Origin of the sequence: Pseudomonas sp. B14-6 (assembly GCF_013260315.1) — a bacterium.
Classification (GTDB): Bacteria; Pseudomonadota; Gammaproteobacteria; order Pseudomonadales; family Pseudomonadaceae; genus Aquipseudomonas; species Aquipseudomonas mandelii.
The window spans coordinates 656141-672588 of the sequence record NZ_CP053929.1 but is presented as its reverse complement, the minus strand read 5'-3'; the positions used below and the strand labels follow the sequence as shown (position 1 = coordinate 672588).

At 59.4% G+C, this 16448-nt stretch carries 12 protein-coding genes; 7 read left to right on the top strand and 5 right to left on the bottom strand.

Going from position 1 to position 16448, the window contains the following annotated elements:
• The first annotated feature begins 236 nt into the window (after nucleotides 1–236).
• Complete coding sequence (gene acnB, locus HP062_RS03135) at nucleotides 237–2846, top strand: bifunctional aconitate hydratase 2/2-methylisocitrate dehydratase (RefSeq protein WP_010459703.1); 2610 nt, start codon at nucleotides 237–239, stop codon at nucleotides 2844–2846.
• An 80-nt stretch (nucleotides 2847–2926) separates the two neighbouring features.
• Here the strand turns inward: acnB and HP062_RS03130 are convergent, their stop codons facing one another.
• Complete coding sequence (locus HP062_RS03130; protein WP_010459701.1) at nucleotides 2927–4588, bottom strand: SulP family inorganic anion transporter; 1662 nt, start codon at nucleotides 4586–4588, stop codon at nucleotides 2927–2929.
• Between the two features lie 225 nt (nucleotides 4589–4813).
• Nucleotides 4814–6094: a serine/threonine transporter gene (locus HP062_RS03125; protein ID WP_010459699.1), complete on the bottom strand. Its 1281-nt coding sequence runs from the start codon at nucleotides 6092–6094 to the stop codon at nucleotides 4814–4816.
• A 322-nt stretch (nucleotides 6095–6416) separates the two neighbouring features.
• Here HP062_RS03125 and HP062_RS03120 point away from each other — a divergent pair, with 322 nt between their 5' ends.
• From HP062_RS03120 to HP062_RS03100, 5 genes are all read left to right on the top strand, one after another.
• The gene (locus HP062_RS03120; RefSeq protein ID WP_172790802.1) at nucleotides 6417–6800 is read left to right on the top strand and encodes a tautomerase family protein; all 384 of its coding nucleotides are present in this window, start codon (nucleotides 6417–6419) and stop codon (nucleotides 6798–6800) included.
• 168 nt (nucleotides 6801–6968) lie between these two features.
• Nucleotides 6969–7565, top strand: coding sequence for a TetR/AcrR family transcriptional regulator (locus HP062_RS03115; protein ID WP_077749703.1), 597 nt, complete (start codon nucleotides 6969–6971; stop codon nucleotides 7563–7565).
• 101 nt (nucleotides 7566–7666) lie between these two features.
• The gene (locus tag HP062_RS03110; protein ID WP_010459693.1) at nucleotides 7667–8632 is read left to right on the top strand and encodes a 2-hydroxyacid dehydrogenase; all 966 of its coding nucleotides are present in this window, start codon (nucleotides 7667–7669) and stop codon (nucleotides 8630–8632) included.
• A 144-nt stretch (nucleotides 8633–8776) separates the two neighbouring features.
• The gene (locus HP062_RS03105) at nucleotides 8777–9844 is read left to right on the top strand and encodes a phosphotransferase family protein (protein ID WP_010459691.1); all 1068 of its coding nucleotides are present in this window, start codon (nucleotides 8777–8779) and stop codon (nucleotides 9842–9844) included.
• A 45-nt stretch (nucleotides 9845–9889) separates the two neighbouring features.
• Entirely contained in the window at nucleotides 9890–10657 is a 768-nt protein-coding gene (locus HP062_RS03100; RefSeq protein WP_010459689.1) for an SDR family oxidoreductase, read from the top strand.
• 62 nt (nucleotides 10658–10719) lie between these two features.
• Here the strand turns inward: HP062_RS03100 and HP062_RS03095 are convergent, their stop codons facing one another.
• Complete coding sequence (locus HP062_RS03095; RefSeq protein ID WP_172790801.1) at nucleotides 10720–12267, bottom strand: TerC family protein; 1548 nt, start codon at nucleotides 12265–12267, stop codon at nucleotides 10720–10722.
• 612 nt (nucleotides 12268–12879) lie between these two features.
• Here HP062_RS03095 and HP062_RS03090 point away from each other — a divergent pair.
• Nucleotides 12880–13995, top strand: coding sequence for a Gfo/Idh/MocA family protein (locus HP062_RS03090; RefSeq protein ID WP_102595515.1), 1116 nt, complete (start codon nucleotides 12880–12882; stop codon nucleotides 13993–13995).
• Nucleotides 13996–14486: 491 nt separating this feature from the next.
• Here HP062_RS03090 and HP062_RS03085 read toward each other — a convergent pair whose 3' ends face one another.
• A complete protein-coding gene (locus HP062_RS03085; RefSeq protein ID WP_010459680.1) occupies nucleotides 14487–14741 on the bottom strand; it encodes a DUF1652 domain-containing protein in 255 nt (84 codons plus the stop codon).
• A 195-nt stretch (nucleotides 14742–14936) separates the two neighbouring features.
• Nucleotides 14937–16433, bottom strand: a complete 1497-nt coding sequence (locus tag HP062_RS03080) for a helix-turn-helix transcriptional regulator (protein WP_077749707.1) — start codon at nucleotides 16431–16433, stop codon at nucleotides 14937–14939.
• Between the last annotated feature and the right edge of the window lie 15 nt (nucleotides 16434–16448).

Sequence of the window (16448 nt, the reverse complement as noted above, 5' to 3'; positions counted from 1 at the left end):
GCACAGTCGTTCCTTCAGAGCGGAGTTGGCGAAGGGTTTTTCCAGCGGGGAAAAGCTCTACGCCAACCCTCATCAGCTCCCCGTTCTGCAGGCGTAAAACTTTGAAAGCAGCTTCTGTAAGGAATTGTCGGTAATTCTGGCTAAGTGGCCCACAACGCCACGCAGCGCATGAGTACGGCAATTTCGGGATGAGCGTCCCGGACACCCATTTGGGACCACTGATGAGGGTAATAACTGTGCTTGAAGCCTACCGCAAACATATCGAAGAGCGTGCAGCACTGGGTATCGTTCCCCAGCCGCTAAACGCCGAACAAACTGCAGGCCTGGTCGAGCTGCTGAAGAATCCCCCGGCTGGCGAAGAAGCTTTCCTCGTTGACCTGATCACCAATCGCATTCCGCCAGGCGTGGACGAAGCAGCCTATGTAAAGGCCGGTTTCCTGTCTGCCCTCGCCAAAGGCGAAGCAACCTCCCCTCTGATCGACAAGAAACGCGCTGTTGAACTGCTCGGCACCATGCAGGGCGGCTACAACATCGTGACCCTGGTCAATCTGCTGGACGACGCCGAACTGGCGCCAGTCGCTGCCAAAGAACTCAAGCACACCCTGCTGATGTTCGACGCGTTCCACGACGTCGCTGAAAAAGCCAAGAACGGCAACGTACACGCTAAAGGCGTGCTGCAATCCTGGGCTGACGGCGAGTGGTTCAAGAACCGCCCTGTGCTGGCCGACAAGATCAGCCTGCGCGTGTTCAAGGTCACCGGCGAAACCAACACCGACGACCTGTCCCCTGCTCCGGACGCCTGGTCCCGCCCGGACATCCCGCTGCACGCCCTCGCCATGCTGAAAATGGCCCGTGAAGGCATCGTGCCTGACGCCCAGGGCGTCACCGGTCCGATGAAGCAGATCGAAGAAATGCGCGGTCAAGGCTTCCCGATCGCCTACGTCGGTGACGTGGTCGGTACCGGTTCTTCGCGTAAGTCCGCCACCAACTCGGTGCTGTGGTTCTTCGGTGACGACGTGCCTTTCGTGCCGAACAAGCGTGCCGGCGGTTTCTGCTTCGGCAGCAAAATCGCTCCGATCTTCTACAACACCATGGAAGATGCCGGCGCACTGCCAATCGAATTCGACGTGACCAACATGCACATGGGCGACGTGATCGACCTGTACCCGCATGCTGGCAAAGTCTGCAAACACGGCACTGACGAAGTCCTGACCACCTTCGAAATGAAGACCCCGGTACTGTTGGACGAAGTTCGTGCTGGCGGCCGTATTCCGCTGATCATCGGTCGCGGCCTGACCGACAAGGCACGTGCCGAACTGGGCCTGGGCCCTACCGATCTGTTCAAGCTGCCTGAAGCGCCTGTCGATACCGGCAAAGGCTTCACCCTGGCACAGAAAATGGTCGGCAAGGCGTGCGGTCTGCCAGAAGGCAAAGGCGTTCGTCCTGGCACCTACTGCGAACCGAAGATGACCACCGTCGGCTCTCAGGACACCACCGGTCCTATGACCCGTGACGAACTGAAAGACCTGGCGTGCCTGGGCTTCTCGACCGATCTGGTGATGCAGTCCTTCTGCCACACCGCGGCCTATCCAAAGCCGATCGACGTGACCACCCACCACACCCTGCCAGACTTCATCATGACCCGCGGCGGCGTTTCCCTGCGTCCGGGCGACGGCATCATCCACAGCTGGCTGAACCGCATGCTGCTGCCGGACACCGTCGGTACCGGTGGTGACTCGCACACCCGTTTCCCGATGGGCATTTCGTTCCCGGCCGGTTCTGGCCTGGTAGCGTTCGCCGCCGCCACTGGCGTCATGCCGCTGGACATGCCGGAATCGATCCTGGTGCGCTTCAAAGGCAAAATGCAACCGGGCGTCACCCTGCGTGACCTGGTTCACGCCATTCCTTACTTCGCGATTCAGGCTGGCCTGCTGACCGTTGAGAAGAAAGGCAAGAAGAACGCCTTCTCCGGTCGCATCCTGGAAATCGAAGGCCTGGACAACCTGAGCATCGAACAAGCTTTCGAGCTGTCCGACGCCTCGGCTGAACGTTCGGCTGCCGGTTGCACCATCAAGCTGTCGAAAGAATCCATCACCGAGTACCTGAACTCCAACATCACCCTGCTGCGCTGGATGATCGGTGAAGGCTACGGCGATGCGCGTACCCTGGAACGTCGTGCTCAAGCGATGGAAGCCTGGGTTGCCAACCCTGAGCTGATGGTTGCCGATGCTGACGCCGAATACGCTGAAATCATCGAAATCGACCTGGCCGATATCAAAGAGCCTGTGCTCTGCGCGCCAAACGATCCGGACGACGCCCGTCTGCTGTCCAGCGTTGCTGGCGAGAAGATCGACGAAGTGTTCATCGGTTCGTGCATGACCAACATCGGTCACTTCCGCGCTGCCGGTAAACTGCTGGATCAGGTCAAAGGTCAGCTTCCAACCCGTCTGTGGCTGTCGCCGCCGACCAAGATGGACGCTCACCAGCTGACCGAAGAAGGCTACTACGGCATCTACGGCAAGGCCGGCGCTCGCATGGAAATGCCAGGCTGCTCGCTGTGCATGGGTAACCAGGCACGTGTAGAGCCGAACTCCACCGTGGTGTCGACATCGACCCGTAACTTCCCGAACCGTCTGGGTGACGGCGCGAACGTCTACCTGGCCTCGGCCGAGCTGGCGTCCGTTGCTTCCATCCTGGGTCGCCTGCCGACCGTCGAGGAGTACATGGAATACGCTGGCAAGATTGACAGCATGGCGGCCGACGTTTACCGCTACCTGTCCTTCGACCAGATCGCCGAGTTCCGTGAAGCTGCTGCGAACGCCAACATCCCGGTCGTTCAAGCCTAACGCTGCAACGCAATAAAAAACGCCGCCCATCGTGAGATGAGCGGCGTTTTTTTATGCCCGCAAGCCCTCTACCACAGGGGTTATGTGGATGGCTTGAGGGCTTGTTGCACCGCGCCGTCGACGCTCAGGCCACTCAGAATCACCTGCTCCATTTCCTGCGTCGGTAACCGTGCGAGCACCGCTTTGGCTTCGTGCTTGAGCCGCGCCAGGATCAACAGCATGTCCAGCGCCCGCACCTGCATAAAGAACGCTTCCAGCGCTTCGATACTGGTGCCGTCCAGATCGGGGGATTCTTCCAGGCTGAGAATGATCGTATGCACCGGCGGCTCCGCGTGCCGGGCCAGGTGCAGCGCGCCACTCAGAATGCGCTCCACGTTCGCGAAAAACAGCGCCTCGCTGGGCCTCACGATCAGCACGCCGGGGATTGCCCGGGCATCGGGATGGCGCTGCAGGTCGACATAATCATGGCCGTTACCCATTTGCCCCAGCACTTGAATATCCGCCGAAGACATCTGCTTGAGCATCAGCACCACGCTGATCACCACCGCCACCAGCAAGCCGTCCAGCACGCCAAGCACCAACACGGCGGCCACCGCGCAGATCACCAGCAAGCGGTCGCGACGCCAGATGAAATACCGACCCAATGGCTGCAGGCTCAAGCCGCGCGCCAGTGCATGAATGACGATGGCCGCCAGCACCGGTTCGGGCGTCAAGGCAATCCAGGGCAACACGGTCAAGACAATCAGCAACACCACCCCCGCCGCAACCACACCGGCCAGGCGTGAACCGGCACCGGCCGCCTCATTGGCCGACGTCGCGGAGTAACCGGCGCCGCTCGGCATGCCGTGGAACAGGCCTGACAGCAGATTGGCCGCCCCGAGGGCCAGCAGATCGCGGTTCGAGGAAACCCGGTCGCCATGCTTGAGTGCAAACGAGGTAATCGATCCATAGGATTCGGCATACAGAATCATCACCATGGCAAACGCCAATTCCCCCAGGTGCAGCCAGTCGGCAAACGGCAGCACCGGCAGCCGGGGCACTTCAAGGCTCAGGTCGATCACACCGATCAGTTTCACTCCGTAGGCCGGCAGGTTCAGCCATTGGCCGGCGGCAATGCCGAGCGCCACCACCAGCAAGCCTCCCGGTAATCGCCGAAAACGTGCGCACACCCACAACACCAGCAGCGCCACCGCGGCGACCAGCAAGCCAACCCGATTCCACTGCGCCCACTGCTCCAGCAGTTGCGGCAGGAAACGGATCAGGTTGCCGTTGCTCAAGTGCACGTCAACGATGCTCGCCAGTTGCTTGAGGATGATGGTCACGGCCAGGCCCAATGCAAAGCCGCGCAGTACCGGTTTGGCGATAAATGACGTCACGCGGCCAAGCTTGAACAGTCCGGCCAACAGGAAGAAACCACCCGTCACCAGCACCAGGCCGATCGCCAGCGTCATGCGCAGCCCTGAATCACCGTTGGCCAGCGTGGCGGTGGCGGCGGCAAGCACCGCTGCCGAAGATGAAGTCGCGGAAACAATGGCAAAACGGCTGGTGCCGAACAGTCCGTAGCACAGCAACCCGGCAAACAGCGCAATCACCCCGGCCTGGGGCGGCAACGCCGCAATGCTGGAATAGGCAACGGCCTCGGGCAACAACAAACCGGCAATCGACACACCGGCCATAACGTCGAGCCAGCGGTTGGGCGTATCGGCACGGGGTTGCACCGATGCGCCGGGGGCACCTGCCATAAAGCGTCTCCAGAGAAAGGGTCAATCTGCGGCAAACGGTCTACGACGCGCTGATGCAGCCGCAAGCTTAGCCGCTAATCCCGGGGGACGGGTGCGCTGGGTCAGGGGTGTGCGTTCTTCTACGCAATAAAAAACGCCGCCCATCGAAAGATGAGCAGCGTTTATTTATGCCTGATCGTTCCCTGATCGTTCCCCCGCCCCGCGTGGGAATGATCAAAGCAGTGCTCAGGCCGTCAGCGAATAGATCAACGCCGAAATCGCCACCAGCCCCACCGCCGTCACGAAGACGTTGGACGCCTGACCTCGGAAGCGCGCCATCGCCGGCACTTTGCGGATCGCGTACATCGGCATCAGGAACAGGATCGCGGCGATGATCGGGCCACCGAGGGTTTCGATCATGCCGAGGATGCTCGGGTTCAGGGTCGCGACAATCCAGCACACCACCAGCATGAACGCGGCGGTCATGCGGTCCAGGGTCTTGGGCGCCGGGCGTTTGCCGCTTTTTACGATCAAGCCTTTGAGGCCTTCGCTGGCGCCGATGTAGTGGCCCAGGAATGACTTGGAAATGGCCACGAACGCAATCAACGGCGCCGCAAAGGCAATGGTCGGGTTGCTGAAGTGGTTGGCCAGGTACGACAGGATCGACAGATTCTGCGCCTTGGCTTCCGCCAGTTGCCCCGGCGACAGGGTCAGCACGCAGCTGAAGACGAAGAACAGCACCATCGCCACCATCAAGAGGTGGGCGCGGGAGAGGATCTGCGAGCTGCGTTCTTCAGCGTGTTCGCCGTAACGACGCTTCTGGTCCACCGCGAACGCCGAAATGATCGGCGAGTGGTTGAACGAGAACACCATCACCGGAATGGCCAGCCACAGCGTGTGCAGCAGCGCCGACGGTTCAGGCAGGGTCGACGCCGTGGCCAGGATGCCACCGTTCCAGTGCGGAATCAGGAACACCGCGAGAAACAGCAGTGCCACGATGAACGGGTACACCATCAGGCTCATGGCCTTGACGATCGCCTGCTCGCCACAACGCACCACCGCCAGCAGGCCGAGGATCAGCACCAGCGACAGCACGGCGCGCGGTGGCGGCATGATGTGCAGTTGATGTTCAAGGAAACTGCCCACGGTGTTAGTCAGGGCCACGCTGTAGATCAGCAGGATCGGGAAGATCGCGAAGAAGTACAGCAAGGTGATCAACGCACCGGCCTTGATGCCGAAGTGTTCTTCCACCACTTCGGTGATGTCCGCGCCTTCGCGGCCGGACAACACGAAGCGGGTCAGGCCACGGTGCGCATAAAAGGTCATCGGGAATGCCAGCACCGCCAGGATCAGCAACGGCCAGAAACCTCCCAGGCCTGCGTTGATCGGCAAAAACAGGGTACCGGCTCCGATGGCCGTGCCAAACAGGCCGAGCATCCAGGTGGTGTCATGGCGATTCCAGCTAGTGAGAGTCGCTGGTGTCGCCGCTACATAGCGTTCGTCGACGCTATTGGCCTGATCATTCATCCGGTGGGATCTCCGCATTCCGGTCATTTGCTACCCGGTCAGGACGAGTCGGAAAAATCCGACGGGCAGCGCCCTGGCCGAAACAGGGGCGCGATTGTCCGGGATTAATGAACAGAAGCAAAGACTTAGCTGAGGAGTGGTTGTGCGGATCAGATCCAGACCCCGTGGGCGCGTGCCTTTGTGGCGCTCTCCTACACTTGCTCCCGTGGCGCTCTTGCATCAAATTAAATAGATGTCTTGATAAATCTATTCGATGAAGGATTAGCGTCATGTAATTTCAAATCACCTACTGACCGGCAGCCCTCTTTTACGGAAACCTCTCATGCCACTCGTTCGCGTCGATATCAAAAAGAACCAGGACCCGACCTTCGCCAAGCGCATCGGCAAACTGATCTACGCTGCCATGCATGCCACCATTGGCGTCCCCGAGAACGATAACTTCCAGATCCTCGCCGAACACGACGAGAACCACTTCATCTTTGACCCCGTTTACATGGGCATCAATCGCACGGACAACCTGGTGATCATCCAGATCACCTTGCGGGAAGGCCGCACCCTCGAGCAGAAAAAACTGCTCTACAAGACCATCGCCGAAAGCCTCAACGCTGAACTGGGTGTTCGCCTGGAAGATGTCTTCATCAATCTGGTGGAAGGCAAACCCGATAACTGGTCATTCGGCAATGGCATCGCTCAATACGCCAACTGATTGCCGCCACGCCTGGCGTTTTACAAGGTCTCGGAGGACATCTCTCAATCGGGATAGAAACATCCTTCGACCGGGCCGACTGTTGCCGCGAAAGTCATTCACTGACACGCGCTCGACAGTTCCTTATGATGCCAGTCATCTAAACACCTTCCCTACCTGTGAGCCGCCATGCCTCGAGTCTCTCGCAAACAAGCCGAACTCAACCGCGAGATCATCGTCGAAGCCGCCACGCGACTGTTTCGCGAGCGCGGCCTGCACGGGATCAGCGTCGTTGATGTAATGGGCGCGGCCGGCTTGACCCATGGCGGGTTCTACGGTCATTTCGACTCTAAGGAAGCGCTGGCGAAAGAGGCCTGCACCCGGGCGTTCACCCAGTCGATGGAACGCTGGAAGCAGAAAATCGACGCCAACGATAACCGCGTCTCGGCCCGCACGAGCATCATCGCGCCCTACCTGTCGGCGGCCAACCGCGATAACCCGGGCGAAAGCTGCCCGGTCACGGCGTTTGCCGGCGACATGTGCCATGAAACCGCCGAAAGCGGTTTGCACCAGACCTACACCCAGGGGCTGGAAGCGTTGTTGCAGATGCTCACCCCTTTGATGGGCTCGGATCAGCCCCAAGCCAATCGCCAGCAAGCCTTGGTGGATTATTCCTTGATGGTCGGCGCGCTGACCCTGGCTCGCGCCACGCGGGGGGATGAACTGTCTGATGAGATTCTCGACGCCGCCCGCCATTTTCTGACCTCCCAAGGTGAATCAGTCTGATCAACGGCGTGTGCAATCCCCGGTCGTTGCTAAACTCCTCTGGAATCAGCAATCTGAAGCAACATTCGAGATCCGACATTCAATCCCCACAGGAGCTCAGCATGCCTGCAACCGTTCTGGTACTGGTTGAAACCATCAACGATTACTTGCCGATTCTCGAACATCAGGGCTTTCACCTGATTCTGGCCCCGACGCCGGCCGAGCGCGCCGCCGCCATCTCACGGCATGGCCCGCAGATTGATGCGGTACTGACTCGCGGTCCATTGGGCTTGTACGCCGATGAAATTGCCGCCCTGCCCAACCTCAAAATCATCTGCGTGATCGGTGCCGGTTACGAGCACGTCGACCTGCAAGCCGCCGCCAACCGGGACATCACCGTCACCAATGGCGCCGGCGTCAACGCCTCTTCAGTGGCCGACCATGCCATGGCGATGTTGCTGGCGCTGGTTCGCGACATTCCCCGTTGCGACGCAGCAGTACGCCGCGGCGAGTGGCCGAAAATCATGCGCCCCTCCCTGGCCGGCAAGCGCCTGGGGATCCTCGGCCTTGGCGCGGTCGGCATGGCCATCGCCAAACGCGCCGCCGCCGGCTTCGACATGACCGTGAGTTACCACAACCGCCAGCATCGCAGCGACGTCCCCTATACCTTCTGCTCGACACCGACCGAACTGGCTCGTGCCTCGGACTTTTTGATCGTTGCCACCCCTGGCGGCCTGGGCACCAAACACCTGATCAATAAACACGTCCTTGATGCCTTGGGCCCCAAAGGGTTCGTCGTGAACATCGCCCGAGCCTCGGTGATCGCCACGGCAGACCTGGTCACTGCGCTTGAGCAACGACGCATTGCCGGTGCCGCCCTGGATGTGTTCGATGCCGAGCCTCACGTGCCGGAGGCGCTCAAGGCGCTGACCAACGTGATCCTGACGCCGCATGTCGCTGGGTTGTCTCCGGAGGCAACGCAAGGCACCGTGGAGTTGGTGGGTCGTAACCTGGTGGCATTCTTCTCCGGCAGTCCCGTGTTGACGCCTATTGCCCTGCCGGCCTCACTGAGCAAGGTTGCGCCTTGAGGGTCATTCAAACAGGTGTATCAAAAGCAATGATTGCCCGGCAACACGCTCACCTATAAGGGCCGTTCGTGGTTGTGGGTGCCGGGTGCGCGCATTAGATTAGCCAATAATCGCAGGCCTCCAGAATAAGCAGAAGGGATAAGCATGGCGCTTACTGACCAGTCCACCCGTATCCGCACCGGCGAAGAACTCGATGCCAGCCTGATCGATCCGTACCTCAAGGCCCACATTCCGGGCTTGAGTGGCTTGCCTCAGATCAGCCAGTTTCCAGGCGGTGCGTCGAACCTGACCTACCTGCTGGAATACCCGGAGCAGGAGTTCGTCCTGCGTCGGCCGCCGTTTGGCCACAAAGCCAAGTCCGCACACGACATGGGCCGCGAATTTCGCATTCTCAATCAACTGCGCGACGGTTTTCCGTATTGCCCCAAGGCCTATGTGCACTGCACCGACGAATCGGTGATCGGCGCCGAGTTCTACGTGATGGAACGGGTCAACGGGATCATCCTGCGCTCGGAACTGCCACCGGAACTGGGCCTGGATTCGGCGAAAACCGAAGCCTTGTGCAAAAGCTTCATCGACAAGTTCGTTGAACTGCATCGTGTCGACTACAAGGCCTTTGGCCTGGGCGACCTGGGCAAGCCCGAAGGTTATGTGGCACGGCAAATCAAGGGCTGGAGCGATCGCTACGAAAAAGCCCTGACGCCGGACGCGCCGAAGTGGGAGGCGGTCAAGGCCTGGCTCAACGACAAGATGCCGGCCGACCACCCGACCTCCAGCATCGTCCACAACGACTACCGCTTCGACAACGTGATTCTCGACCCGAACAACCCGATGCAAATCATCGGCGTGCTCGACTGGGAACTCACCACCCTCGGCGACCCGCTGATGGACCTCGGCAACACCCTCGCCTACTGGATCGAAGCCACAGACCCGGCGCCGGTGCAACTGATGCGTCGCCAGCCGAGCCACGCCCCGGGCATGCTGACCCGTCGCGAATTCGTCGATTACTACGCCCAGCGCTCTGGCATCCAGATCGACAATTTCGACTTCTATTACACCTACGGCCTGTTCCGCCTGGCCGGCATCGTGCAGCAGATCTACTACCGCTTCTTCCACGGTCAGACCCAGGACAAACGCTTCGCGCAGTTCATTCACATGAACAAACTGCTGGAGCAGATGAGCCTGCAAGTCATCCAGAAATCTACGCTCTGATCGCGGCTTTAACTACATTCCGGGCCCTAATAACAAGGAAACCTCATGTCCAAGACTCACTTGTTCGACCTCGACGGCAAAATCGCCTTCGTCTCCGGCGCCAGCCGCGGTATCGGTGAGGCCATCGCCAAACTGTTGGCCCAGCAAGGCGCCCACGTCATCGTCTCGAGCCGCAAACTTGACGGCTGCCAGCACGTGGCCGACGCCATCATCGCCGCCGGCGGCAAAGCCACCGCCGTCGCGTGCCACATTGGTGAAATGGAACAGATCAGCCAGGTCTTCGCCGGCATCAAGGAACAGTTCGGGCGCCTGGACATCCTGGTCAACAACGCCGCGACCAACCCGCAATTCTGCAACGTACTGGACACCGACCTAGGCGCTTTCCAGAAGACCGTCGACGTCAACATCCGCGGCTACTTCTTCATGTCGGTCGAAGCCGGCAAACTGATGCGCGAAAACGGCGGCGGCAGCATCATCAACGTCGCGTCGATCAATGGCATCTCGCCGGGCATCTTCCAGGGCATCTACTCGGTGACCAAGGCCGCCGTGATCAACATGACCAAGGTGTTCGCCAAGGAATGCGCGCAGTTCGGCATCCGCTGCAACGCCCTGCTGCCGGGCCTGACCGACACCAAGTTTGCGTCGGCATTGGTGAAGAACGACGCGATCCTGAAGACCGCGTTGCAGCAGATCCCGCTCAAGCGCGTAGCGGATCCGAGCGAGATGGCTGGCGCGGTGCTGTACCTCGCCAGCGATGCGTCGAGCTACACGACCGGGGTTTCGTTGAATGTGGATGGCGGGTTCTTGTCCTGATTCACTGCCCAGGATGAACAAAAGGCAGCCTCAGCGCTGCCTTTTGCCGAGCAGATTACGGCTTACTTTTTACGCAATCGCACCCTCGTCACTCGTCGTTCTTCGACCTCCACAACGGTCATGCTCCACTCCTGCCAATCGAGCTTGTCGCCAATGACCGGCAGACGATCCAGCAAACTCATGACCAACCCTGCGAGCGTCTGATAGTCATCAGTCGCTTTAGCCTGGAAGCCAATGTGTTCGCGAATCTGGCTGAGATTCAGCGCACCACTGACGAGGAAGCCTCCCTCCTCGACAATGATGTTCGGGCCTTCAATTTCACTGGCATCCGGCAACTCACCCGCGATGGATTCGAGAATGTCGGTCATGGTCAGAATACCCATGAAGTCGCCGAATTCGTTCACCACGAACGCGATGTGAGTCGACTCTTTGCGCATCTGTTCCAGTGCGTTGAGAATCGAGAAGTTGTCCAGCAAGTTGATGGCCTGGCGGGCAATGGTTTCCAGGTTGGGCTGGTGCCCGGCCAACAGCTCTTTGAGCAGCTCCTTCTTGTGGACGAACCCCAAAGGTTCATCAACGCGCCCACTGCGGATCAACGGCAATCGGGAGTACGGAGAGTGCATCAGCTGGGTGCGGATTTTTTCCGCAGAATCGGCCAGGTCAATATGGTCGATTTCCGCACGCGGAGTCATGACGCCGCGTATCGGGCGTTCCGCCAACTGCAGCACGCCACTGATCATGACGCGCTCCCGTCGATGGAAAACCTGCTCGGCCTCTGCACCTGACAGCATGTCAGCGATTTCCTCGCCGACTTCATCGGCCCCCAGCTTGTGGCCACCCAGCAAACGCAAAACGGCATGCGCGGTACGCTCACGCATAGGGCGATGACCTTGCACACTCTTCTTGCGGCGTGAGCGAGCCACCTGATTGAACAACTCGATCAGGATCGAGAAGCCGATCGCTGCGTAGAGATAGCCTTTCGGAATGTGGAAGCCAAGGCCCTCAGCGGTGAGGCTGAAACCGATCATCATCAAGAAACCCAGGCAGAGCATGATGACGGTGGGGTGCCCGTTGACGAAATTGGTCAATGGCTTGCTTGCGATGATCATCAAGCCAATGGAGAAAATCACAGCGATCATCATGACCGACAAGTGCTCCACCATGCCCACGGCAGTGATCACAGCGTCCAGCGAGAAGACGGCATCCAGCACCACAATTTGCGCAACGATAGGCCAGAACATCGCATAGGCCGCATTGCCTGAGCGTTGTGTCACATGCCCTTCAAGTCGCTCATGCAATTCCATGGTTGCCTTGAACAACAAGAACACACCACCGAACAGCATGATCAAATCCCGGCCCGAGAACGTCTTGTCGAAGACCTCGAACAAAGGTTCGGTCAGGGTGACCATCCAGGAGATGCTCGCGAGCAAGCCAAGACGCATCAGCAATGCAAGGGACAGCCCGATGACACGCGCGCGATCTCGCTGCTCTGGCGGTAGCTTGTCAGCCAGGATGGCAATGAACACAAGGTTGTCGATGCCGAGCACCAGCTCCAGCACGATCAGGGTCAGCAGGCCAAGCCAGGCCGTGGGATCAGCAATCCATTCCATAGGAATTATTCAGTCTCTCGTAGAGTGGGGGCGAATGAGTGAATGGCAGAAACACACGAACGCCTGCTCGACGGAGCGGATGCGATGTTCAGGGCACAAGGCGCAAGAAAGAAAGGTTTCACCGAGCGCAGGCAAGGAGGTGAGCCCTTCGAGATGGCACGGTCAGTCCTGGAGAAGGACATCACTGAGCAACCTGCAGCCGGGATTTCGAGGTTAAGCGATATTAGAAAGCGAGACCTGCGCCGAATAGCGAAGGCCGAATGGATACAGGGTGTGGATTGAAAAAAGCGACTGGGAGGCTCCAGGAGGGTGTTCATATAGACCTGAAAGAAATGGGGGATGAGATCCTACAATGTTTCGGAGCGCCTCATACGAGACGAGTTATTTCAGAATCTGACAGAGCGGTAAAAGAGGTCAGCAAGAGTGGTCCACCGAATATTCCCCCAATGACTCGCCCCCTCACCTTCCAGCACCGCTTACTGAGCGCATAGCGTTGTTGTCATTTCGCTGACCCCATACACATAACGAATTATTATTCCACCAATTGCATTTTAGGAATTTATATTCCATAAATAGCGTCCCAACAACAAAAATCCCAAAAGGTCCCCAGCTATGCGCGAACTCGGTATCGGACTCATCGGCACAGGTTTCATGGGTCGCGCCCACGCCCTGGCCTTTCGCAACGTCAGCGCGGTGTTCGAGCTCCCGCTGAAGCTCAGGCTGGCGGCCCTCGCCGACGTCGATCCACATCGTGCACGGCACTGTGCCGACGCCTGGAGTTTCGAAACCGCTCACACCGACTGGCAACAGCTGATCGATGATCCCAAGGTCAATCTGGTCGCCATCACTACGCCCAATCACCTCCACTACCCCATGGCCATGGCCGCCCTCGCGGCGGGTAAAGCGGTGTATTGCGAGAAGCCTCTGGCGGTGAATCTGCAGCAAGCCAACGCGATGCGTCAGGCCGCCAACGCAGCGGGCATCGTGACGCGGGTGGGTTACAACTATCAGCACAATCCGATGATCGGGCTGGCCAGGGAACTGATCGACAGCGGCAAACTGGGGCAGCTCATCAGTTTTCAGGGCGAATTCAGCGAAGACTTCATGGCCGATCCAGCTTCGCCGTGGTCGTGGCGCTGCGATGCCGATCACGCGGGCGGCGCGCTGGCGGATCTGGGCAGTCATTTACTGGCGATGGCGCGCTATCTGATGGGCGATATCGAATCGGTGTGCGCCGACGCTCAAACCGTGCACCGGCAGCGTCCTGCGACGTCAGGCAGCCAGGAGCAACGGCCCATTGCAGTCGACGATCAGGTCCACGCGCTGCTGCGGTTTGCCAACGGCGCACGCGGTACGTTCAGCAGCAGTTGGCTCAAGCATGGCTACAAGAACCACCTGAGCTTCGAGATCAGCGGCACTGAAGGCACGCTGACGTTCGACCAGGAGCGCTTGAACGAGCTGCGGCTGTATCGCGCCGGCCAGGACGGTTTCCAGCGCTTGCTCGCCGGACCGAACCTGCCGGGTTACGCGGCGTTCAGCCCGGCGGCGGGTCATCAGCTGGGATACAACGAACTCAAGACGCTAGAGGTACATGACCTGGTGATGGCCCTGGCCGGCCTTTCACAGGGCGGGACTGACTTTGAGCAAGCATGGGAAGTGGAACGTCTGGCGACGGCAATCCGGTTGGCGGCAAGCGAGTCACGCTGGGTCAGGATCGAGGATGTCTGAGGTTCAGGCCCCCAGGTGTCGGCACCCGTGAGGGTGCCGGATCATTGCGCATTCAACACATGAAGAAAGCAACGAAGAAAGCAACGAAGCAGTCACTCAGACCTACTGAGTGACACAACGGGTCACTTTCGTTTGCCGGGTCACTTCCTCGGTCACTCTTGCATCGCCCATCACATCCGTTTGTTCAGTGGTTTCGCAGGTGCGCTGCGGAACAGGCGGTGGTGCGGCGGGCGGTGGAGGTGGCGGACTGGCGCAACCGCTGAGCATCGCTACGCAAAAGGCGAGCGACAGGGGCGAAAAAGCACGTTTCCCAAGACTGTTCATAGGCTGTCCCGCGATAAGTCATCGACACTTTCCGCGACCCGACACCCCTACCGCGTAGCCGCGGATTGGCCACAGAAAATAATACCCTCGCATTTCTTATAGCCTAGCCCGCCGCCAATGCCAGTCAATAAGGCACTTAACTCGTTTTCAACACTGAAAAACGACAGCTACGAAACCGAGTCCTGCCTCTGATGCAAATTGTTGCTTTCGAGCTCGTAACGCAGTTCCTCAATCAACGAAGCGACCGCTTCCGGCGTTCTGAGGTGAGCGACACTCAGCCCACTGACCACCAGATCCACCTGCCCCGACGCGGGGTGATACAGCTTCACCGTCACCGAGTTGTCCCCCGACACGCTGCAATCGCAAGCCAGCGGGGAAAAGTGCTGTTCCAGTTGCGCACGCAATTGCGCCAGATAAATCATTGCGATTCACCCATGGGCCGGCTGACCCCGTCGACTGAGAACTTGTTGAATTGGCCGAGCATACGACTGTTCCTTAAGCTGTTTCGTAGAGGACGCGATACCGACCAAAGGCCCGTTTCGCACCCTGACAGGTTAGGAACTGCTGCACCCCGCCAGAACATCCATTTGCACTGCCACGTCTAGTGCATTTGCACCTTAACGCTGGCCTTTGGGCCGCCACTCACTGGAGAACAAACCTCGCTCCCGCGCCCACACAATCGCCTCGCTGCGACTGTGCACATCCAGCTTGGAATACACCGTCGACACGTGGTTGCGCACAGTGTTGGGCGCCAGTTTCAGGCGTGCCGCGATTTCCTTGTCCGCCAGGCCTTCGCAGATCAGGCCGAGCACATCGCGCTCGCGGGCGGTCAGGTCGGTGAAGGACACGCTGGGTAACTGCGGCGAGTTAATGTTCTTCACGTTGGCGAGTTTTTCGATCAACGTACGGGTGAACCAGGAAGCGTCTTTCATCACTTCTTCGATCGCCGCCACCAGTTCCAGCTCGGTACGTTTGCGTTCGGTGATGTTCATCAACACCAGCAGGTAGCACGGGTTGTCCTGAATGTTCACGGTGTCGGCCGACACCGTGCAGTCAATCACGCTCGAGTCTTTCCTGCGGATTCTGACATCGACCCGATCCAGGCTTCCCGCCTTCTCCAGCGCCGCGAACAGCCGTGTGCGCGCGCCCTTGTCATCGATAAAGTCGAGTTCGGCAACGGTTTTTCCGAGCACTTCTTCGCTGGGGTACGCGAGGGTATCCAGGAAGGCCTCGTTGACGTCGATCACCACCTGATCCTGTGCACCACAGACCAGCGTCGGCACCGGCGTCAGGCGAAAGGCCTTGGCGAACCGCTCCTCGCTCTGGCGCAAGGCAACCTCGGCCTTGTGCCGCGGCTCCATGTCGACGAAGGAAAACAGCATGCAGTCTTCCTCGTTGAACTCCAGCGGTTGACCGGCGACGATCACCTGCTTGCTGCCGCCTTCAGGCAGTTTCAGCTCAGCCTGCATCTGCGGGATCGTGGCGTGCTCGCGCAGACGCTCGATGGCCAGGTCCCTGTTTTCGGCGCCATCCAGAATGTCCAGCTCATAGGTCGAAGTCCCGATCACCTGATCGCGGGCATAGCCGGTCATTTCCAGGAAGCCCGAATTGACTTTGATGTAACGCAAATCGCTGAGACGACAGATCACCGCCGGTGCCGGGTTCGCATTGAACGTCTTCTCGAAACGCTGCTCGGCGCTCGCCCATTCCGTGACATCGTCCATGATCAACACCAGCGACTCCGCCTCGCCGGCGCTGTCGGCGAGGACCATGCTGCGCACGTTATGAACCCACATGCGTTCCTCATCGTCGACCGGCGTCACCTCGACCAGCACATCGGCGAAGGTCTCGCCCTTGGCGACGCGGCTGATCGGGTAGTTCTCTGGCGGCACCGGGTGATTATTGCGATAGCGCAAGGCGAAGCGCTTGGCGTACTCCTTGGCATTGGCGCCCAACTCGCCGATCTGACTGACGCCATGCATGGCCAGCGCGGCTTCATTGGCCCACACAATGGTCTGGTCGAGTTCCAGCAAAATCACCCCATCGGACAAACCGGCGATGATTTGCTGCAACTGACGGCGATTGGCTTCGGTGGTCAGGACGTCCTGGCTCATTGGATCTCCAAGGTT